The sequence below is a fragment of the Leclercia sp. J807 genome (assembly GCF_009734465.1).
In the GTDB taxonomy this organism is placed as follows: domain Bacteria; phylum Pseudomonadota; class Gammaproteobacteria; order Enterobacterales; family Enterobacteriaceae; genus Enterobacter.
The window spans coordinates 3,265,669-3,285,643 of sequence record NZ_CP046446.1; the positions used below are offsets into that span (position 1 = coordinate 3,265,669).

Below are 19,975 nucleotides of genomic sequence, written 5' to 3' on the forward strand. Positions count from 1 at the left end.
TAATAGAGAAAGATGTAATTTTGATATGAATCGGGAATGTATGACTCAGTATTAATCCTTTAGGAGCAGAGAGCGCAGCCCGGCAGCTTTATTTTCAATCTCCTGCCACTCCTGATCGGGGTCAGAACCGCTGACGATCCCCGCCCCGGCATACAGGCGAACACAGCTCTCCTCAACGCTTGCCGAACGCAGCGCCACGCAGAACTCGCTTTGTGCTAACGAGAGATACCCGGCAGAACCGGCATACCACTCCCGGTCGAAGGGTTCATTGTGGGCGATGAAATCCCACGCCGCCTGGCGCGGCAGACCGGCAACGGCCGCGGTGGGCTGCAGGCGCAGCAGGCACTGTTCATCGTCCGGCTGTTGCAGCGCGGTCCAGATGCAGCGGCGTAAATGCTGAACCTTACGCAAACGCACGATTTGCGGCGGGAGGACATCAAGTACCCCATTTTCCCGCTGCAGGCGCTGGCAGATATCCTCAACCACCAGCATATTTTCCCGCTGGTTTTTATCGTCGTTCATCAGCCAGTTACCCAGCCGCGCGGCATGGGTATCGTCCGGGTGGCTGGCAACGGTTCCGGCCAGCGCTTCGGTGCGCAGCAGCAAACCGCGCCGCCGCCACAGCCGTTCCGGCGACGAGCCGAGAAACGCCCGGCTGGCATCAGTGCGCATAAAGAAGTGGTAGCACTGGAAGTTGACCTGCCGGCTGGCCGCCATCAGCGCGGCGGGGTTTACCGCCTCGTTAAACTGCAAATCTGTCGCCCGGGCCAGCACCACTTTATCGAATTCCCCCCGGCTGATAGCCTCTGTCGCCCGGGTAATCAGCTGAAGCCAGCCGGCCCGGTCAGGGAGATGCGTTTCGCTCACCACCGCTTGCGTGACCGGGGCGACAGGCTGGCTCTCCGCCAGGGTCTGCATAAACTCCCGCGCGCGCTGGGCCTCCGCTTTCAGGGAAGTGTCGCTCCAGAGTACCAGGCGCAACGTTGCGGTCCCGCCGAAGCGCTGCCACAAAAGGCGCGGCAGGAACAGATTGCCCTGCTTTGGATCGAAGGCATTAACGCCCACCACTTTCAGGTCGGGTGCGTGCGGATAACGGTTTAAAAACTGACGGGCGGCGGATAACGAGGGGAAATGCGTTATCGCTCCGAGAGCAGCATACTCTTCGTCGCCATTGCGCTGCTGCCAGTAGAACTGCGGGTAGATGTGCTGGGCATTCAGCCAGCCGAGCGGATCAAATGCGTCGTTGAGGGCAAAGGAGACATCGAGATAATGCAGGCCAGGGGTATCGGGAAAATCGTCGGCTAATTGTTGGCAAAGGCCTTTCAGCGCGGTGGAAATCGAGTGCACGCGAACTTCTCCCAGCTCAAAAACCTCACATTATAAGGGGTACTAATCAGAAAAAGCAGTACCCCCGAGTTGGCAGGGAGAAGCGTTCGTGCTGTGTTGTTAACGGCGGGCGAGTAAAATACCCAACACCAGACCAGCGGCGGCGCCTACACCAATCCCCTGCCATGGCTTTTCACGGACATAATCATCCGCACGATAGACCGCTTTTTTGGCCTTGTAATAGTATTGATCGGACGCATGACCCACGCGCGTTTTCACATCATGCAGAGCCTGCTCAGCACGCGCTTTTAGCTCAATGTATTTCTGATCGGCCGGATCGCCGGAAGAGCGTAAGACCTCCTCCAGGGTTTCACTCAGCAGGGTCAGATCGTCATCTACATGGTTATCCGATGATTGATAAGACATAGTGTTCTCCATGTGGTTGCATCAGTTCCGTAACTATAGACAATGCTTGACGATTCCGCCTGCTACGCTTGTTGTACCTCTTTCGCCATACCCATGTGCGGGATGCCATCTTCGTCGTAGATATCCGTCACCTGCACAAAGCCAAAACGGGCATAAAAAGCGTGCAGATGCGCCTGCGCTCCGAGATATAACGCCTTGTCGGGCCAGTTATTTTCGCAGGAACGCAGCGCGTGCTCCATCAGGGCATAGCCCAGCTTCTCGCCCCGCACCTCACGGCTGATAATCACGCGGCCAATCACAACGGGAGAGAAATCGTCGTCACTTTTCAGAATCCTCGCATACGCCACCAGCCGGTTATCTTTCCAGCCAAGGATATGGCGGTTCTCCCCCACCAGGTCTTCGCCGTCAATGTCCTGATAGGGGCAGGTTTGTTCAACGACAAACACCTCACAGCGCAGTTGAAGTAAGGCGTAAAGTACAGGAACGGTCAGCTCGCTATGGTGCAGATCTTGCCACTGGATCATTGAGGTCTCCTTATCGTGAGGGGAGCCGTTATACTAATGACTTTTCGTCCCCGGTGCAGAGGCTGAGTGCATTATGGAGCTGTTTTTTTTAGGAACATCCGCTGGCGTACCGACCCGTACGCGCAACGTCACCTCAATTTTGCTGGATCTCCAGCACCCCACCCGCAGCGGACTGTGGATGTTTGACTGCGGCGAAGGCACGCAGCACCAGCTGCTGCGCACCGCCGCGCATCCCGGCAAGCTGGATAAAATTTTCATCACTCACCTGCACGGCGACCATCTTTTTGGCCTGCCGGGGCTGCTCTGCAGCCGCTCGATGGCGGGGAATATTCAGCCGCTGACCATTTACGGCCCGCCCGGTATCCGGGCGTTTGTTGAAACCAGCCTGCGGATCAGCGGCTCATGGACAGATTATCCCCTCGAGATTATTGAGATCAAACCGGGCGTGGTGTTCAAAGATGATGCCTATACGGTGACCGCTGCGGCGCTCAATCACCCCGTGGAGTGTTACGGTTTTCGCATTGAAGAGCGGGATAAACCCGGCGCGCTGGACGGTGCCGCGCTGATCGCCGCGGGAGTGCCCTTCGGCCCGCTGTTTCAGCAGCTAAAACGCGGCGAAAGCATCACCCTGGAAGATGGCCGGACTATCAACGGCGCGGCGTATCTCTCCCCACCCCGTCCGGGTAAGAAGCTGGCTATCTTCGGGGATACCGCCCCCTGCGAGAACGCCCTTGCGTTGGCTCAGGGCGTCGATCTGCTGGTGCATGAGGCCACGCTGGAGGTAGCGATGGAGGAAAAAGCCAACAGCCGCGGCCACAGCTCAACGCATCAGGCGGCCAGGCTTGCCCGCGACGCGCAGGTAAAAAAACTGATCGTCACCCACGTCAGTTCCCGTTACGACGCCGAAGGCTGCGCCATGCTGCTGGCCGAGTGCCGCGCTCTGTTTGCCGACAGCCAGTTGGCAGAAGATTTTGCTACCGTGCGCGTTTAATGCTCTGGTTTTCCCCGAAACTGCCGATAACCCTATCAGGCCGGTATTTTTCACTGAGGGGCAAACATGGATAACTTCCAGAAAGACATTGATGACAGGGCAAATCTTACTCTGTCGAACCGATTTGAGCTGCTGCTGTTTCGTCTTGGCCGCTCAATGAATGAAAACAAATCTGAGCTGTTCGGCATCAACGTCTTTAAGCTTCGCGAGATTGTGCCCATGCCCTCGTTCACCAAACCGGCGGGCATGAAGTCGCCCCTGATGGGTATGGTTAATATTCGCGATCAGGTGATCCCGGTTATCGACCTGGCCGCGGTGGCAGGCTGCAAGCCGACGACGGGGCTGAACATTTTGCTGATCACCGAGTATGCCCGTAGCGTCCAGGCGTTTGCCGTGGAGTCGGTCGAAAATATCATGCGCCTGGACTGGAAGCAGGTGCATGCGGCGGAAACCGCGGTCAGCGGACGCTATATCACCAGTATCGCCTGTCTCGATGAGAAGACGGATACCAACGATCTGGCGATGGTGCTGGACGTTGAGCAGATCCTCTATGACATCACCCCGGCCAACCACGACCTGCATGCTACCGATCTGCAGATCACCAAATTCAATATCAAGCCGGGTGCAGTGGCGATTGTGGCAGAAGACTCCAAAGTGGCGCGCTCAATGCTGGAAAAAGGGCTGCAGGCGATGCAGATCCCGGCGCAGCTGCATATCACCGGTAAAGAGGCCTGGGAGAAGATCGGCGTGCTGGCCGCGCAGGCCCAGGCGGAAGGGGTGCCCATTACCGATAAGATCTCGCTGGTGCTGACCGACCTTGAGATGCCGGAAATGGACGGCTTTACCCTGACGCGCAAAATCAAAACCGACGCCATCCTGAAGGAGATCCCGGTGGTGATCCACTCTTCCCTTTCCGGCAACGCCAACGAAGATCATATCCGCAAGGTGAAAGCCGATGGCTACGTGGCAAAGTTCGAGCTGAACGAGCTCTCATCGGTGATTGAAGAGGTGCTGGAGCGCGCAAACAAAAAAATTGACGGGCCGCTGATTAGCCGTAAGCAGCTGGCTTAATTTGCACCATTTTGCCGGGTGGCGCTACGCTTACCCGGCCTACAAAACCTGTAGGCCCTGCAAGCGCAGCGCCGCTGGGCAATAAAAAACCCGCCGAAGCGGGTTTTTTTGTTTCTGGCGTTTTTACATCAGCGGCATCGCATGCTGCACGATGGTGATCAGCGGCTGCGGATAGATACCGAAGATCAGCACCAACAGCGCGGAGATCAGCACCACAATACCGCCCGCGCTGTACTGCCAGTTGCCTGGCGCATCGCGGTTGAGCTGCTGAGGCGCACTCAGATAGAGGCTCACGGCAACGCGCAGGTAGTAGTAGAGACCAATCGCGGAGCCGATAACGACACCCGCCGTCAGCCACCACAGACCGGCCTGCACACCCACTGCCAGCACGTAGAACTTACCGATAAAGCCGAGCGTCATCGGGATACCCGCCAGCGAGAGCATCATCACGGTCATCACCGCGGAGAGGATCGGACGGTGCCAGAACAGACCACGGTAGGAGAAGAGCGAGTCGGCATCCGGGCCACGGTACGGGCTGGACATCAGGCTCACCACGCCGAAGGCACCGAGGCTGCTGAACAGGTAACCGGCCAGGTAGACGCCCACGGTCTCCATGGACATCTGACCACTCTGCAGGGCAATCAGCGCCACCATCAGATAGCCGAGGTGCGAGATGGAGGAGTAACCGAGCAGACGCTTGATATTGGTCTGGCTCAGCGCCATCAGGTTACCGAAGATGATGGAGACAAAGGCGATCACGCCGAGCACCACGCGAACCGCTTCGCTGTCACCCACCGGGGCGTAGAGGAACAGACGCATCACCACGCCGAAGATAGCGATTTTGCTCGCCGTCGCCAGGAAGGTGGATACCGGCGCTGGCGCACCCTGGTAGACGTCTGGCGTCCACAGGTGGAACGGCACCAGAGAGAGTTTAAAGCCGAGGCCAACAATCATCATGCCCAGACCCGCCAGCAGCAGCGGCTCATGCAGCATGCCGTCGCCGAGGCTCTTGCCGAGCGCTTCAAACGAGAGGTTACCGGACTGAGCGTAGAGCAGCGCAATACCAAACAGCAGGAAGGACGAAGCAGCAGCAGACAGGATCGTATACTTGATACTCGCTTCCAGAGAGCGCTTCTGGCGGAAGGCATAACCAATCAGGCCGAACAGCGGCAGAGAGATGAGCTCAATACCGAGGAACAGCGCCGCCAGATGGTTGGCATTCGCCAGCAGAATGCCGCCCAGGGCAGCAATCAGAACCAGCAGGTAAAACTCTTCTCTGTTGTCGTTGTAGCCTTCCAGCCACGGGTAAGCAAAGGTGCAGGTCGCCAGGCTGGCTAACAGCACCAGCCCGGTGTAGAGCATGGCGAAGCCGTCAACGCGCATCAACGGCGTAACATCCATCGCACCCGCCTGGCCAACAAACCAGAGGGAGACTAACGCAGCGTTCAGACCCAGAACCGCCAGCGTGGCATTCAGGAAGTGATTGCGTCGCCACGCAATGGAGAGCATCACAACCACCACCGTCAATCCGACGATCAGCAGCGGTAGCAGCGCAATCAGTTGTTGTGGAGTTATTGTCATGGCGATTTACGGCCTTGTAGTAGAAGCAGAATTAACAAACCACTGCTGGATGTTACCCATCGCGGAGTGCGAGGTATCCAGAATCGGCTGCGGGAAGAAGCCCAGCAGCACCAGCAGTACGACCAGCAGCAGGATGATGAACAGCTCGCGCAGCGACATCCCCGGCAGTTCTTTGGCAGCGATGTCACTCTTCGCTTTACCGAAGTAAGCGCGGTGCAGCATCGCCAGCGAGTAAACGGAGGCGAACACCAGACCGAAGGTGGAGATCACGGTGATCGTCGGCACTACTTTAAAGCTGCCGAACAGGATCATAAATTCGCCAACGAAGTTACCGGTTCCCGGCATCCCCAGGGTGGCAACCGCGAAGAACATCGACATCGCTGGCAGCCATTTGATTTTGCTCCACAGACCACCCATCTGACGCATGTCACGGGTGTGCAGACGTTCGTACAGCTGACCACACAGGATGAAGAGACCGGCTGCGGAGAGACCGTGGGCAATCATCTGGATCACCGCGCCCTGGTAGGCCAGCTGGCTGCCGGTGTAGATAGCAATCAGCACGAAGCCCATGTGGGAAACGGAGGTGTAGGCAATCAGACGCTTGATGTCGTACTGCGTGAAGGCCATCCAGGCACCGTAGAAGATACCGATCACACCGAGCCACATGGCAATCGGCGCAAACTCTGCGGAGGCATTCGGGAACAGCGGCAGCGCGAAACGCAGCAGACCGTAGGCCGCGGTTTTCAGCAGGATGCCCGCCAGGTCAACGGAACCCGCCGTTGGTGCCTGGGAGTGCGCATCCGGCAGCCAGCCGTGCAGCGGCACCACCGGCATTTTCACCGCAAACGCAATGAAGAAGCCCAGCATCAGCAGATATTCAACGCCGTGAGACATCGGGGTCTTCAGCAGGTCCTGATAGTTGAAGGTCCAGACGCCGGTCGCGTTATAGTGCACGAACACCAGCGCCAGGATGGCAATCAACATCACCAGACCACTCGCCTGGGTATAGATGAAGAACTTGGTTGCCGCCGTGATACGCGTTTTACCGTCGGATGCCTTATGGCCCCACAGCGCGATCAGGAAGTACATCGGCACCAGCATCATCTCCCAGAAGAAGAAGAAGAGGAACATGTCGATGGCAAGGAACACGCCGATTACGCCGCCCAGGATCCACATCAGGTTCAGGTGGAAGAAGCCCTGGTATTTTTCGATTTCTCGCCAGGAGCACAGTACCGCCAGAACGCCGAGCAGACCGGTCAGCACCACCATCAGCAGCGACAGACCGTCAATCGCCAGGTGAATGGTAATACCGAAACGCGGGATCCACGGCAGAATGAATTCAGACTGCCACTGCGGAATGCCCGCAGACTGGGTCAGTGAATAGCCGCCCTGCAACCAGAGTTGCAGGCCAAGCGCGAGCGTCAATCCCATGGTGATCAGCGCAATCCAGCGCGGCATCTTCACGCCAAAGCGTTCGGTCTGCCAGCACAGGAACCCACCGATAAAGGGAATTAATATTAGCCAGGGTAGTAACATGGCGATTTGCATTCCTTTTTAAGGCCCCCAGAAGGGGCCTGATTTTCAACGAATTCGAATAAAATTCACTTAACGATCAACGCAACACCATCAGCAGCGCCAGCACCACAACCGCGCCGATGCTCATGGACGCTACATACCAGCGCAGATACCCGTTCTCGCTGAACAGCAGGCCTTTACCGGCCAGGCGAGAAAGGAGTGCCGGGATGTTCATTACCGCGTTCAGCGGATCGCGTTTGATCAGCCACGCAATGCCGAGGAACGGTTTCACGAAGATCATGTCGTACAGCCAGTCGAAGCCCCACGCGTTATACCACCAGGTGCCCAGCAGACGGCCCGGCGCACTGTTGGCAACGGCAGTCACAAGCTGTCGTTTGCCCAGCCACAGCCATGCCGCAATCAGGATGCCCGCGATAGCGACCACACCGGAGGTGATTTCAAGCGTCAGAACGCGACCGTGCTCAAGCTCGGTAGTGTCTGGCAGTACGCCCTGCAGCGGTGGCACAATCATCGCGCCAACGAAGGTGGAGAGTACCAGCAGCACAATCAGCGGCAGGTGGTGGGTAATCCCCTTCCCTGCGTGAGCGTGAATTTGTTCTTTACCGTGGAAGACGATGAAAATCATACGGAAGGTATACAGGGAGGTCATAAACGCACCGACCAGACCCGCAACCATCAGATTGATATGCCCGTTCGCCATGGCGCCCGCCAGGATTTCGTCCTTACTGAAGAAGCCCGCGGTAACAAGCGGCAGTGCCGCCAGCGCCGCGCCGCCCACCAGGAAGCAGACGTAAACCAGCGGGATGGACTTACGCAGTCCGCCCATTTTGAAGATGTTCTGCTCGTGGTGGCAGGCCAGGATCACCGAACCAGACGAGAGGAACAGCAGCGCTTTGAAGAACGCGTGCGTCATCAGGTGGAAAATCGCCGCGTCCCACGCCTGTACGCCCAGCGCCAGGAACATGTAACCGATCTGGCTCATGGTGGAGTATGCGAGAACGCGTTTGATGTCGGTCTGGACCAGCGCGGCAAAGCCTGCCAGCACCAGCGTCACCGCACCGACGATACCCACCAGATGCAGAATTTCCGGGGTCATCAGGAAAAGGCCGTGGGTACGCGCAATCAGGTAAACACCGGCGGTCACCATGGTGGCGGCGTGGATCAGCGCAGAGACAGGGGTTGGACCCGCCATCGCGTCGGCAAGCCAGGTCTGCAACGGCAGCTGTGCAGATTTACCCACAGCACCACCCAGCAGCATCAGGGTTGCCCACCACAGCATATTGTTGCCGGCTTCGAAGTGCGCCGGCGCCAGTTCCACCATTTCGCGGAAGTTCAGCGTGCCCAGTTCGTTGTAGAGAATGAACAGCGCGAAGGCGAGGAAGACGTCACCCACACGGGTTACGACGAACGCTTTCATGGCCGCTGCGCCATTCTTCGGATCGGTGTAGTAGAACCCGATCAGCAGGTAAGAGCAGAGACCCACCCCTTCCCAGCCGAGATACATCAGCAGCAGGTTATCCGCCAGCACCAGTACTACCATGCTGGCGATAAACAGGTTGGTGTAGGCGAAGAAGCGGGAGTAACCCTCTTCACCGCGCATATACCAGGAGGCGAACATGTGGATCAGGAAGCCGACACCGGTAACCACGGAGAGCATGGTCAGAGAGAGACCATCCAGCACCAGGTTAAAACCGATGTTGAAATCACCCACCGACATCCAGGTCCAGAGTGGAACGCTGAAAGCCTGACGTCCGTTGTTAAAGAAGTCGATCCCCGCATACGCTGTTACCAGTGCGGCCAGGCCCACAGAGCCCATGCCGATGGTCGCAGAGAGATTTTCAGACCAGCGGCCGCGTGAGAAAGACAGCAGCAGGAAGCCAATCAGCGGAAAAATAATGGTTAAGGCAAGCATGTTCATCCACGCAACTCACTTACTGAATCGATGTTCAGGTTCTGGCGGCGACGATGGAGCTGCAGCAACAGCGCCAGGCCAATACTCGCTTCCGCAGCCGCGAGGCTGATGGCGAGAATGTACATCACCTGACCATCGGTCTGGCCCCAGTAGCTACCGGCAACCACAAAGGCCAGCGCGGAAGCGTTGATCATGATCTCCAGGCCAATCAGCATAAACAGCAGATTGCGGCGGATAACCAGACCGGTTAAGCCCAGCACGAATAAAATCGCGGCGAGGATCAGTCCGTGTTGTAAAGGGATCATGCGTGATCCTCCGTTTTTCTTTTCGCGCTGTCGTCCTTACGGTTGCTCAGCACTTCACCCATGCGCTCTTCGCGACCTACGTGGAAAGCCACAACCAGGCCTGCCAGCAGCAGCATCGAGGCCAGTTCCACCGCCAGTACGTATGGCCCAAACAGGGTGACACCCACCGCTTTGGCGCTGATTGGCGTGCCGTCAATACCCTGGTCGTTCACACCCAGAATGGCGTAAACGATCACCGCCAGCATGATGGCCGACAGAATTGCCGGACCAATCCACACCTGCGGTTGCAGCCACTGACGTTCCTGCTCGATCTCAGAGCCGCCCAGGTTCAGCATCATCACCACGAAGACGAACAGAACCATGATGGCCCCGGCGTAAACGATGATTTCAAGCGCACCGGCAAAGTGTGCGCCCAGCGCAAAGAACACCCCGGAAATAGCCAGCAGCGAAATGATTAAATAGAGCAGCGCATGCACCGGGTTGGTGTGCGTAATCACTCGCAGCGTAGCCAGGATGGCGATCAGGCCACAGATATAAAAAGCGAATTCCATTGCCCCTCTCCTTACGGTAACAGGCTCTTGACGTCGATAGGCTTGGCTTCGTTCTCTGCTTCGCCCTTATCTTTGCCGTCGATTGCCATACCCGCCATCCGGTAGAAGTTATATTCCGGGTATTTGCCCGGACCGGAAATCAGCAGATCCTCTTTCTCGTACACCAGATCCTGACGTTTGAATTCACCCAGTTCAAAATCGGGGGTCAACTGAATCGCCGTGGTCGGGCACGCTTCTTCACACAGGCCGCAGAAGATGCAGCGTGAGAAGTTGATGCGGAAGAACTCCGGGTACCAGCGACCGTCCACCGTCTCTGCTTTCTGCAGAGAGATACAGCCAACCGGACAGGCTACCGCACACAGGTTACAGGCAACGCAGCGCTCCGAACCGTCCGGATCGCGCGTCAGCACGATACGGCCACGGTAGCGCGGCGGCAGATATACCGGTTCTTCCGGATACATCCGGGTTTCGCGTTTAGAAAACGCGTGCAGGCCGATCATCCAGATACTGCGTACCTGGGTGCCAAAGCCTACCAATAATTCTTTCAAGGTCATGATCTCAAAGCCCCTTATGGCTGCTGCCAGAGAATGACAGCCGCCGTTACCAACAAGTTGACGAGCGTCAGCGGCAGGCACACTTTCCAGCCGAAGGACATTACCTGGTCATAACGCGGACGTGGTAATGCAGCGCGAATCAAAATGAACATCATCATGAAGAACGCGGTTTTCAGCGCGAACCAGATGAACGGCGGTAAGAACGGGCCATGCCAGCCACCAAAGAACAGCGTAACCATCAGCGCGGAAATGGTGACGATACCGATGTACTCGCCCACGAAGAACAGACCGAACTTCATACCGGAATATTCAATGTGGTAACCGTCGGCCAGTTCCTGCTCGGCTTCTGGCTGGTCAAACGGGTGACGGTGACACACCGCCACGCCCGCGATAGCAAAGGTAACAAAACCAAAGAACTGCGGGATGACGTTCCAGATGTCGGCCTGGTTGTTGACGATGTCGGTCATGTTGAATGAACCGGCCTGCGCCACCACGCCCATCAGGGAGAGACCCAGGAACACTTCGTAGCTGAGCGTCTGCGCGGAAGCACGCATCGCACCCAGCAGGGAGTATTTGTTGTTACTGGACCAGCCTGCGAACAGCACCGCGTAAACCGCGAGACCTGCCATCATCAGGAAGAACAGAATGCCGATGTTCAGGTCAGCCACCACCCAGGTCGGGCTGACCGGAACGATAGCAAACGCCAGCAGCAGCGAGGTAAAGGCGATCATCGGTGCCAGAGTAAAGATCACGCGATCCGAGAAGCGTGGGATCCAGTCCTCTTTAAAGAACATCTTGATCATGTCCGCGACCAGCTGGAGTGAACCACCCCAGCCCACGCGGTTCGGTCCGTAACGGTTCTGGAACAGACCGAGCAGACGACGTTCACCGAAGCTCATGAACGCGCCGCAGGTGACCACCACCAGCAGGATAACAACCGCTTTCAGGATGTTCAGCAGGATGTCGATAAGATCAGGCGTTAACCAACTCATGCTTTTGCCTCCTGCAGGTTATCAAGACGCGCGCCGGCCAGCACCGGGGCAATGCCAGGCATACCCATCGGCAGACCCACCTGCCCTGCTGTCAGACCTTCAGAGATAATCAGCGGCAGGCTGATTGTCTGGCCTTCATAGCTAAAGCTGATGTTCGCGCCCGCGTTGACGCCAAGCTTCGCGGCATCTGCCGGGTTGAGCTTGATGTACGGCTGCGGCATACGGGTCTGGAAGACCGGGGAACGCTGGGACATTTCGTCGCTACCAAACAGATGGTAGTACGGCGCAATACGCCAGTTGCCTTCTTCTGCCTGGAAGCGTGCCGGAACGGTGGAGAAGAACGCCAGACCGGTTTCGCTGGCTTCAATCAGGCGTACGCCCGGATCGCCGTGGCGCAGGGAACCACCCACTTCAGCCTGGAATTTGTTCCATGCCTGCGGGGAGTTCCAGCCTGGCGCCCATGCGAATGGGATCTGCGAACGTGGCGCAGACGGCTGGTTGTTCCCTTCCATCGAGAAGGCGAACATGGTGTCTTTATCCTGCGGCTGACGCGGTTCGTGTACGCTGATGTTGGCGCGCATTGCAGTACGGCCACTGTAGCGATGCGGTTCACGCGCCAGTTTCTGGCCGCGAATACGGAAACTCGCTTCCGGCGCCGCATCTTTGATGCCTGCCAGCTGCGGCAGCTTTTCAATAACGGCGTCGATCACGTGGTCGAGTTGCGTCCAGTCCACCTCACGGCTCAGCACGGTGCTGTGCAGGGAGTGCAGCCAGCGCCAGCTTTCCAGCATCAGGGTGGTGTTGTCGTAGTAGGCCGGGTCATAAACCTGGAAGAAGCGCTGGGCACGGCCTTCGTTGTTAATCACCGTCCCGTCGCTTTCCGCGAAGCTTGCCGCAGAGAGCACCAGGTGCGCTTTGTCCATAATGGCGGTGCGCTGATGGTCGATAACCATCACCAGCGGCGCCTTAGAGAGCGCAGCGTCTACGCGTGCGGCAGAAGCATGGCGGTGGAGATCGTTTTCAAGTACGACAACGGCATCCGCAGAGCCAGATTCCAGCTCGCTCAGCGCCTCTTCCAGAGAGCCGCCGCCGATCATACCCAGACCAATGCTGTTTACCGCACGGGCAATCATGGTCACGCCAACGTCGGCGCCACGGCCTTTCAGCGCTTTGGCCACGTTCGCTGCCGCCTGAATGATCTCGCTGCTGCCAGCGTTGGTACCGGAGATAATCAGGGGTTTCTTCGCACCGGCCAGCGCCTGCACGATCACGTCAACTTTGTTCTGCAGATCGCGATCCAGTTCAACGGCCGGGGCACTGCTGTCGAGGCCGTTAGCAATAGCAAAGCCGAGACGGGCCTGATCTTCCACCGGCGCGCGGTAGGTCCAGGCGGCGATGTCATCCAGACGAGTGTCATCAACGTTGGTCACGAACAGCGGATGCTTCGCGCGCTGGCCGATGTTGAGAATAGCCGCGATCTGCCAGTCAGCCACTTTCTGGGCCGCAGCCATTTCGCGTGCTTTACCCTTCACCGCCTGACGAACCGCCAGGGCTGCGCGAGCGCCGGTCTGGGTCAAATCTTCACCCAATACCAGTACCGCATCATAGGATTCGATTTCGCGCAGCGCTGGGGTATGGATACCACCTTCGCGCAGCACTTTCAGCACCAGCTGCAGACGTTCCTGCTCGCCCTGGGCGATACCGGTATAGAAGTTATCCGCACCCACCAGCTCGCGCAGCGCGAAGTTGCTTTCGATGCTGGCGCGCGGGGAGCCGATACCGATCACTTTCTTCGACTGGCGCAGAATATCCGCCGCGCCCTGCATCGCCTGTTCAGCGTTCAGGGTGATGACGTCGTCGCCACGGCGCTGAACCGGACGACGCGGACGGTCTTTCAGGTTCACATAGCCATAGCCGAAACGACCGCGGTCGCAGAGGAAGTAGTGGTTCACGGTACCGTTGTAACGGTTTTCGATACGACGCAGTTCGCCGTAACGCTCACCCGGGCTGGTGTTACAGCCCAGCGAACACTGCTGGCAGATGCTTGGCGCAAACTGCATGTCCCACTTACGGTTGTAACGCTCGGAGTGGGTTTTGTCGGTGAACACACCAGTCGGGCAGATCTCTACCAGGTTACCGGAGAATTCGCTCTCCAGCGTACCGTCTTCCGGACGACCGAAGTAGACGTTGTCATGCGCGCCATAGACGCCCAGATCCTGACCATCCGCGTAGTCTTTGTAGTAACGCACGCAGCGGTAGCAGGCGATGCAGCGGTTCATTTCGTGAGAGATGAACGGCCCCAGATCCTGGTTACGGTGGGTACGCTTGGTAAAGCGATAGCGACGGAAGCTGTGACCGGTCATGACGGTCATATCCTGAAGGTGACAGTTACCGCCCTCTTCACAGACCGGACAGTCGTGCGGGTGGTTGGTCATCAACCACTCCACCACGCTTTCGCGGAACTGTTTCGCTTCCAGATCGTCGATAGAAATAAATGTGCCTTCGGCGGCTGGCGTCATACAGGACATTACCAGGCGACCACGCGTGTCTTCCGCGTTTTGATATTGCTTTACCGCACACTGGCGGCAAGCACCGACGCTGCCCAGCGCCGGATGCCAGCAAAAATACGGAATATCAAGGCCGAGAGACAGACAAGCTTCCAGCAGGTTGTCCGCCCCGTTGACCTCATATTCTTTGCCGTCTACATGAATCGTAGCCATTAGCATGCTTCCAGTTGTCTCGGTCGAAACCGAGCGTTAATCAAAATTCTGTTTTTACCAGCGCGCTTTCAGCAGGTTCGGCTGAATCCCATTGATTGAATGGGTATTGCTGAACGGCTGCTTGATGCCTGCTTCGAATTCGTCGCGGAAATATTTAATCGCGCTCTGCAGCGGCTCAACCGCACCTGGCGCATGCGCACAGAAGGTTTTACCTGGGCCCAGGAATCGACACAGTTGCTCAAGTGTCTCGATATCGCCAGGCTGGCCTTCGCCACGCTCAATAGCACGCAGGATCTTCACGCTCCACGGCAGGCCATCACGGCACGGTGTACACCAGCCGCAGGACTCGCGGGCGAAGAACTCTTCCAGGTTACGCACCAGCGACACCATGCCGATCTCGTGGTCGACGGCCATCGCCAGCGCCGTACCCAGACGGCTGCCTGCTTTACCAATGCTTTCGAATTCCATCGGCAGGTCGAGGTGGGCTTCGGTCAGGAAGTCAGTCCCTGCCCCACCCGGCTGCCAGGCTTTGAATTTCAGACCATCGCGCATGCCGCCGGCGTAATCTTCCAGAATCTCACGTGCGGTGGTACCGAACGGCAGTTCCCAGACGCCAGGATTTTTCACGCGGCCGGAGAAGCCCATCAGCTTGGTACCGGCATCCTTACTTTTAGAGATGCCCTGATACCACTCCACGCCGTTGGCGAGGATCGCCGGGACGTTACACAGGGTTTCGACGTTATTTACGCAGGTCGGTTTACCCCATACGCCGGAGCTGGCCGGGAATGGCGGCTTAGAACGCGGGTTGGCGCGACGGCCTTCCAGGGAGTTAATCAGCGCGGTCTCTTCCCCGCAGATATAACGCCCGGCCCCGGTGTGCACGAACAGTTCAAAGTCGAAACCGGTGCCAAGAATATTTTTGCCCAGCAGGCCCGCTTCGGTGGCTTCGGCAATCGCGCGACGCAGGTTCTCTGCCGCTTCGATGTACTCCCCGCGCAGGAAGATGTAGCCGCGATAGGCTTTCAGGGCGAAGGCGGAGATCAGCATACCTTCCACCAGCAGGTGCGGCAGCTGCTCCATCAGCAGGCGGTCTTTATAGGTGCCCGGCTCCATCTCATCGGCGTTACACAGCAGGTAACGAATGTTCATGGATTCGTCTTTTGGCATCAGGCTCCACTTCAGACCGGTGGAAAAGCCTGCGCCGCCGCGCCCTTTCAGGCCAGCGTCTTTAACCGCGTTAACGATCTCATCCGGCGCCATGCCGGAGAGGGCTTTACGTGCCCCGGCATAGCCGTTTTTGCTCTGGTACTCTTCGAGCCATACCGGCTGTTTGTCATCACGCAGACGCCAGGTCAGCGGATGCGTCTCAGCAGTACGAATTACAGTTTTCATTTGTACTGCTCCAGCAGGTCAGGAATGGCTTCCGGCGTCAGATAACTGTGAGTGTCCTCATCAATCATCATGGTCGGCCCCTTGTCGCAGTTACCCAGGCAGCAGGTTGGCAGCAGGGTAAAACGACCGTCAAAGGTGGTCTGGCCCGGCTTGATATTGAGCTTCTTCTCAATCGCAGCCTGAATGCCCTGATAACCAGTGATATGGCATACCACGCTGTCGCAGTAGCGGATCACGTGACGGCCTACCGGCTGACGGAAGATCTGGCTGTAGAACGTAGCCACGCCTTCGACGTCACTCGCCGAAATACCCAGCACTTTTGCGATCTCATAGATCGCGCCATCCGGCACCCAACCACGCTGTTTCTGTACGATTTTCAGCGCTTCAATGGACGCCGCACGCGGGTCTTCGTAGTGGTGCATCTCGTGCTCAATGGCGGCACGCTCTGCTTCACTCAGCTCAAAAGCCTCGGTTTGTGGTTGTTGATTCTCGTGCATAATTAGCGGTCCACATCTGACATAACAAAATCGATACTACCCAGATACACAATCAGGTCAGAGACCAGACTGCCGCGAATGGCTGACGGGATCTGCTGCAGGTGCGGGAAGCTTGGCGTACGTACACGGGTACGGTAGCTCATGGTGCTGCCGTCGCTGGTCAGGTAGTAACTGTTGATACCCTTGGTCGCTTCGATCATCTGGAAGGATTCCTGCGCCGGCATGACCGGACCCCAGGAAACCTGCAGGAAGTGCGTGATCAGGGTTTCGATATGCTGCAGCGTGCGCTCTTTCGGTGGCGGCGTGGTCAGCGGGTGATCCGCCTTGAACGGGCCTTCCGGCATGTTGTTGAGGCACTGCTCAAGGATGCGCAGGCTCTGGCGCAGCTCTTCCACTTTCAGCATCACGCGGGTATAGCAGTCGGAAACACCACCGCCCAGCGGCACTTCAAAGTCGAAGTTTTCATAGCCAGAGTAAGGACGCGCTTTACGCACGTCGAAATCGATACCGGTGGCGCGCAGGCCAGCGCCGGTGGTGCCCCACTCCAGCGCCTCTTTCGCACCGTAGGCAGCAACGCCCTGGGAACGGCCCTTCAGGATGGAGTTGCGCAGCGCGGCTTTCTCGTAAGAGGCCAGACGCTTCGGCATCCAGTCGAGGAACTCACGCAGCAGACGATCCCAGCCGCGCGGCAGGTCATGCGCGACGCCGCCAATTCGGAACCAGGCCGGGTGCATACGGAAACCGGTGATCGCTTCCACCAGATCGTAAATCTTCTGACGGTCGGTAAAGGCGAAGAAGACCGGGGTCATCGCGCCGACGTCCTGAATGAAGGTGGAGATGTAGAGCAGGTGGCTGTTGATACGGAACAGTTCAGACAGCATGACGCGAATCACGTTAACGCGATCCGGCACGGTGATGCCTGCCAGTTTCTCAACGGCCAGCACGTACGGCATTTCGTTCACGCAGCCGCCGAGGTACTCGATACGGTCGGTGTACGGAATGTAGCTGTGCCAGGATTGACGCTCACCCATCTTCTCAGCGCCACGGTGGTGGTAGCCGATGTCTGGCACGCAGTCGACGATCTCTTCACCATCAAGCTGCAGAATAATACGGAACGCACCGTGCGCAGACGGGTGGTTTGGACCGAGGTTGAGGAACATGAAGTCCTCGTTGTCGGTGCTGCGCTTCATGCCCCAGTCTTCCGGCTTGAAGGTCAGCGCTTCCATCTCCAGATCCTGCTTGGCTTTGGTCAACTCAAACGGATCGAATTCGGTGGCGCGCGCCGGGTAGTCTTTACGCAGCGGGTGGCCGGTCCAGGTCTGCGGCATCATAATACGCGTCAGATGCGGGTGGCCATCGAAGGTCATGCCAAACATTTCCCAGGTTTCACGCTCATACCAGTTAGCGTTTGGGAAGAGTTTGGTGATCGTCGGCAGATGCATGTCGTTTTCAGACAATGCCACCTTGAGCATGATATCCGTGTTGCGGTCTATTGAGATCAGGTGGTAGAAAACGGAAAAATCCGCCGCGGGTAAACCCTGGCGGTGAGTACGCAGACGTTCGTCCATGCCGTGTAAGTCAAACAGCATGACGTAAGGTTTAGGCAATTTCTTGAGGAAATCAACCACTTCCAGTAACTGCTCACGCTTCACCCAAACAACGGGTACCCCGGTGCGGGTGGCCTGAACAGTAAAGGCATCCGGCCCAAAACGGTTGCGCAGTTCGCCGATGACCGGGTCATCCAGATGATCCCGTGTTTGCCAGGCGGCGTCTTGCGCGGTTAAGTCGGTCATAGTGTTCACCATTGCAAAAGGTCCGTGGTGACTGTCGGGCGTGGCTTCGCGCTATTTGAATAGTGATATGCGAAGGTTATCTCCATGCCCACAGGCGCAAATTAAATTTCGTCTGGTGTCCGCAGATTGGTCACTGCGATACGTTCACCGCGTTTACGCTCGCGCTCAGACTGCATGTTAGCGCGGTACACGCCCTGGTCACCCACAACCCAGGAGAGCGGACGGCGTTCTTTGCCAATCGACTCCTGCAACAGCATCAGCGCCTGCATGTAGGCTTCCGGACGCGGTGGGCAGCCCGGGATATACACGTCAACCGGGATAAACTTATCTACACCTTGTACGACGGAATAGATGTCGTACATGCCGCCAGAGTTGGCACAAGCGCCCATGGAGATAACCCATTTCGGCTCGAGCATCTGGTCGTACAGACGCTGAATGACCGGCGCCATTTTGGTAAAGCAGGTGCCCGCTACCACCATCAGGTCAGCCTGACGCGGAGATGCACGCAGTACTTCTGCACCAAAACGCGCAACGTCATGCACCGCAGTGAATGACGTCACCATTTCAACGTAGCAGCAAGAAAGGCCAAAGTTGTATGGCCAGATGGAGTTCTTACGACCCCAGTTGACCATATCGTGCATGGCATGCTCGAGCTTGCCCATGTACACGCTTTTGTTGACTTCTTGCTCCAGGGGGTCGGTTACGATCTCCTGCTTTTGCAGGGGGTAACGGTCATTCTCACCGTTAGGATCTATGCGGGTGAGCGTATAATCCATCTTATTGCCTCGCTGTTACTGCTGACGATTAGGGATACTGTTTTCCGGGTTGATACGTTCACGGCGTGAACGTGCAGGTGTCCAGTCCAGCGCGCCAATACGCACCAGATAAACCAGACCGGCCAGTAACACTAAAATGAAAATTGCGGCCTCGACAAAGCCTACCCAGCCACTCTCACGAATGGAGGTCGACCATGCGAACAGGTAAAGCGCTTCCACGTCGAAAATGACGAAGAACATGGCTACCAGATAGAACTTGGCAGACAGGCGTAAACGCGCGGTACCTACCGAATCGATACCCGATTCGAATGGCGTGTTTTTGTGCCTTGCGCGGGCGCGACCGCCCAGGAACCAGCCGCCGACTAGCATCAGGCAGCACAGGCCAATGGCAACGATAAGAAAGATTGCGAATGCCCAGTGATGAGCGATGACTTCTGTGGATGTTGACATACTCATTGCTTACTCATCAAAAGTGATACCTGGAACACTGCTCTTACTGGCAGATGGGCATCACATCGATTCATGGGGAGGAACAAATAACCGTACACTAACTGTCGAAAATGAGACATAGACAGCAAAATGATGTGGTTTTTTACTCCTTTCTATAACCTTTTGTCAACTTTAACAAAAGTTTCTTCACATTAAATTACATTGATCGAACTTCATTAACATTTAATGCCCTTTACCCTCATTAAATGTGAGGCGCGTACCTGCGTGGGGGTGTTGAATCGTGTCCGTAATGTACTAATACAAAGATTACCCGCCTATTTTGACAGGAATTGCCGTCGATTCCTCCCCCCAAAGAGGAGTATTTTCTTGATCTGTGACACGCTTTTGTTAATTCAATCAAAAAAACGGCAACATCTTTGCTGCTTTTTTAACATGCCCATTGACATTAGAAAGAACAAGTATAGCGGGATTTTAGAGAAAGGCAGGATATCTATCAGATTGATAAAACAGAAAATTGGCAATGACTTAAGTCAAATCCCTCTGGATCCCAAGCAAAAAAAGAACCACTGTGCGCAGAG

18 protein-coding genes are annotated in these 19,975 nt (G+C 56.9%); 2 read left to right on the forward strand and 16 right to left on the reverse strand.

Annotation, left to right across the window (positions count from 1 at the left end):
• Positions 1-51 precede the first annotated feature (51 nt).
• From menF to GNG26_RS15580, 3 genes are all read right to left on the reverse strand, one after another.
• Complete coding sequence (gene menF / locus GNG26_RS15570; RefSeq protein WP_156239427.1) at positions 52-1,347, reverse strand: isochorismate synthase MenF; 1,296 nt, start codon at positions 1,345-1,347, stop codon at positions 52-54.
• A gap of 99 nt (positions 1,348-1,446) precedes the next feature.
• Positions 1,447-1,752: a stress response protein ElaB gene (gene elaB, locus GNG26_RS15575; RefSeq protein ID WP_103180450.1), complete on the reverse strand. Its 306-nt coding sequence runs from the start codon at positions 1,750-1,752 to the stop codon at positions 1,447-1,449.
• 62 nt (positions 1,753-1,814) lie between these two features.
• On the reverse strand, positions 1,815-2,276 hold the full coding sequence (locus GNG26_RS15580) for a GNAT family N-acetyltransferase (protein ID WP_156239428.1): 462 nt from the start codon (positions 2,274-2,276) through the stop codon (positions 1,815-1,817).
• A 73-nt stretch (positions 2,277-2,349) separates the two neighbouring features.
• On the opposite strand from GNG26_RS15580, the gene rnz reads away from it, so the two are divergent.
• Both rnz and GNG26_RS15590 read left to right on the forward strand, forming a co-directional pair.
• Complete coding sequence (gene rnz, locus GNG26_RS15585; protein WP_156239429.1) at positions 2,350-3,267, forward strand: ribonuclease Z; 918 nt, start codon at positions 2,350-2,352, stop codon at positions 3,265-3,267.
• Positions 3,268-3,333: 66 nt separating this feature from the next.
• A complete protein-coding gene (locus tag GNG26_RS15590; protein WP_103825137.1) occupies positions 3,334-4,338 on the forward strand; it encodes a chemotaxis protein in 1,005 nt (334 codons plus the stop codon).
• Between the two features lie 123 nt (positions 4,339-4,461).
• On the opposite strand, the gene nuoN is transcribed toward GNG26_RS15590, so the two are convergent.
• The 13 genes from nuoN to nuoA form a co-directional block, all read right to left on the reverse strand.
• Positions 4,462-5,919 carry an NADH-quinone oxidoreductase subunit NuoN gene (gene nuoN / locus GNG26_RS15595; protein ID WP_103180457.1) on the reverse strand — a complete coding sequence of 486 codons (1,458 nt, stop codon included), beginning with the start codon at positions 5,917-5,919 and terminating at the stop codon, positions 4,462-4,464.
• Between the two features lie 6 nt (positions 5,920-5,925).
• Positions 5,926-7,455, reverse strand: coding sequence for an NADH-quinone oxidoreductase subunit M (gene nuoM, locus GNG26_RS15600; RefSeq protein ID WP_103825138.1), 1,530 nt, complete (start codon positions 7,453-7,455; stop codon positions 5,926-5,928).
• Positions 7,456-7,531: 76 nt separating this feature from the next.
• On the reverse strand, positions 7,532-9,373 hold the full coding sequence (gene nuoL / locus GNG26_RS15605) for an NADH-quinone oxidoreductase subunit L (RefSeq protein ID WP_156239430.1): 1,842 nt from the start codon (positions 9,371-9,373) through the stop codon (positions 7,532-7,534).
• Positions 9,370-9,672, reverse strand: a complete 303-nt coding sequence (gene nuoK, locus GNG26_RS15610; RefSeq protein ID WP_049841347.1) for an NADH-quinone oxidoreductase subunit NuoK — start codon at positions 9,670-9,672, stop codon at positions 9,370-9,372. Before nuoK ends, nuoL begins: the two co-directional genes overlap by 4 nt.
• On the reverse strand, positions 9,669-10,223 hold the full coding sequence (gene nuoJ, locus GNG26_RS15615; RefSeq protein WP_103180463.1) for an NADH-quinone oxidoreductase subunit J: 555 nt from the start codon (positions 10,221-10,223) through the stop codon (positions 9,669-9,671). Before nuoJ ends, nuoK begins: the two co-directional genes overlap by 4 nt.
• An 11-nt stretch (positions 10,224-10,234) precedes the next feature.
• Positions 10,235-10,777 carry an NADH-quinone oxidoreductase subunit NuoI gene (nuoI, locus tag GNG26_RS15620; RefSeq protein ID WP_103180465.1) on the reverse strand — a complete coding sequence of 181 codons (543 nt, stop codon included), beginning with the start codon at positions 10,775-10,777 and terminating at the stop codon, positions 10,235-10,237.
• Positions 10,778-10,791: 14 nt separating this feature from the next.
• Positions 10,792-11,769 (reverse strand): NADH-quinone oxidoreductase subunit NuoH, encoded by a 978-nt coding sequence (nuoH, locus tag GNG26_RS15625; RefSeq protein ID WP_103825141.1) that lies wholly within the window; start codon positions 11,767-11,769, stop codon positions 10,792-10,794.
• Positions 11,766-14,489: an NADH-quinone oxidoreductase subunit NuoG gene (gene nuoG, locus GNG26_RS15630; protein WP_156239431.1), complete on the reverse strand. Its 2,724-nt coding sequence runs from the start codon at positions 14,487-14,489 to the stop codon at positions 11,766-11,768. The genes nuoH and nuoG overlap by 4 nt, the downstream gene beginning before the upstream one ends.
• 54 nt (positions 14,490-14,543) lie before the next feature.
• Positions 14,544-15,881, reverse strand: a complete 1,338-nt coding sequence (gene nuoF, locus GNG26_RS15635) for an NADH-quinone oxidoreductase subunit NuoF (RefSeq protein WP_103825143.1) — start codon at positions 15,879-15,881, stop codon at positions 14,544-14,546.
• On the reverse strand, positions 15,878-16,378 hold the full coding sequence (nuoE, locus tag GNG26_RS15640; protein WP_156239432.1) for an NADH-quinone oxidoreductase subunit NuoE: 501 nt from the start codon (positions 16,376-16,378) through the stop codon (positions 15,878-15,880). The genes nuoF and nuoE overlap by 4 nt, the downstream gene beginning before the upstream one ends.
• Before the next feature lie 2 nt (positions 16,379-16,380).
• Positions 16,381-18,183: an NADH-quinone oxidoreductase subunit C/D gene (nuoC, locus tag GNG26_RS15645; protein ID WP_103180472.1), complete on the reverse strand. Its 1,803-nt coding sequence runs from the start codon at positions 18,181-18,183 to the stop codon at positions 16,381-16,383.
• 89 nt (positions 18,184-18,272) lie between these two features.
• Positions 18,273-18,947 carry an NADH-quinone oxidoreductase subunit NuoB gene (nuoB, locus tag GNG26_RS15650; protein ID WP_003861482.1) on the reverse strand — a complete coding sequence of 225 codons (675 nt, stop codon included), beginning with the start codon at positions 18,945-18,947 and terminating at the stop codon, positions 18,273-18,275.
• Between the two features lie 15 nt (positions 18,948-18,962).
• A complete protein-coding gene (gene nuoA, locus GNG26_RS15655) occupies positions 18,963-19,403 on the reverse strand; it encodes an NADH-quinone oxidoreductase subunit NuoA (protein WP_103825145.1) in 441 nt (146 codons plus the stop codon).
• Positions 19,404-19,975 lie beyond the last annotated feature (572 nt).

What these genes read in the sequence shown, in the direction of transcription:
- GNG26_RS15590 (WP_103825137.1), top strand. Translation starts at nt 3,334, where the DNA reads ATGGATAACTTCCAGAAAGACATTGATGACAGGGCAAATCTTACTCTG.
- nuoM (WP_103825138.1), bottom strand. Translation starts at nt 7,455, where the DNA reads ATGTTACTACCCTGGCTAATATTAATTCCCTTTATCGGTGGGTTCCTG.
- elaB (WP_103180450.1), bottom strand. Translation starts at nt 1,752, where the DNA reads ATGTCTTATCAATCATCGGATAACCATGTAGATGACGATCTGACCCTG.
- nuoN (WP_103180457.1), bottom strand. Translation starts at nt 5,919, where the DNA reads ATGACAATAACTCCACAACAACTGATTGCGCTGCTACCGCTGCTGATC.
- nuoJ (WP_103180463.1), bottom strand. Translation starts at nt 10,223, where the DNA reads ATGGAATTCGCTTTTTATATCTGTGGCCTGATCGCCATCCTGGCTACG.
- nuoE (WP_156239432.1), bottom strand. Translation starts at nt 16,378, where the DNA reads ATGCACGAGAATCAACAACCACAAACCGAGGCTTTTGAGCTGAGTGAA.
- nuoL (WP_156239430.1), bottom strand. Translation starts at nt 9,373, where the DNA reads ATGAACATGCTTGCCTTAACCATTATTTTTCCGCTGATTGGCTTCCTG.
- nuoI (WP_103180465.1), bottom strand. Translation starts at nt 10,777, where the DNA reads ATGACCTTGAAAGAATTATTGGTAGGCTTTGGCACCCAGGTACGCAGT.
- rnz (WP_156239429.1), top strand. Translation starts at nt 2,350, where the DNA reads ATGGAGCTGTTTTTTTTAGGAACATCCGCTGGCGTACCGACCCGTACG.
- nuoH (WP_103825141.1), bottom strand. Translation starts at nt 11,769, where the DNA reads ATGAGTTGGTTAACGCCTGATCTTATCGACATCCTGCTGAACATCCTG.
- nuoB (WP_003861482.1), bottom strand. Translation starts at nt 18,947, where the DNA reads ATGGATTATACGCTCACCCGCATAGATCCTAACGGTGAGAATGACCGT.
- nuoF (WP_103825143.1), bottom strand. Translation starts at nt 15,881, where the DNA reads ATGAAAACTGTAATTCGTACTGCTGAGACGCATCCGCTGACCTGGCGT.
- nuoG (WP_156239431.1), bottom strand. Translation starts at nt 14,489, where the DNA reads ATGGCTACGATTCATGTAGACGGCAAAGAATATGAGGTCAACGGGGCG.
- nuoA (WP_103825145.1), bottom strand. Translation starts at nt 19,403, where the DNA reads ATGAGTATGTCAACATCCACAGAAGTCATCGCTCATCACTGGGCATTC.
- GNG26_RS15580 (WP_156239428.1), bottom strand. Translation starts at nt 2,276, where the DNA reads ATGATCCAGTGGCAAGATCTGCACCATAGCGAGCTGACCGTTCCTGTA.
- nuoC (WP_103180472.1), bottom strand. Translation starts at nt 18,183, where the DNA reads ATGGTGAACACTATGACCGACTTAACCGCGCAAGACGCCGCCTGGCAA.
- nuoK (WP_049841347.1), bottom strand. Translation starts at nt 9,672, where the DNA reads ATGATCCCTTTACAACACGGACTGATCCTCGCCGCGATTTTATTCGTG.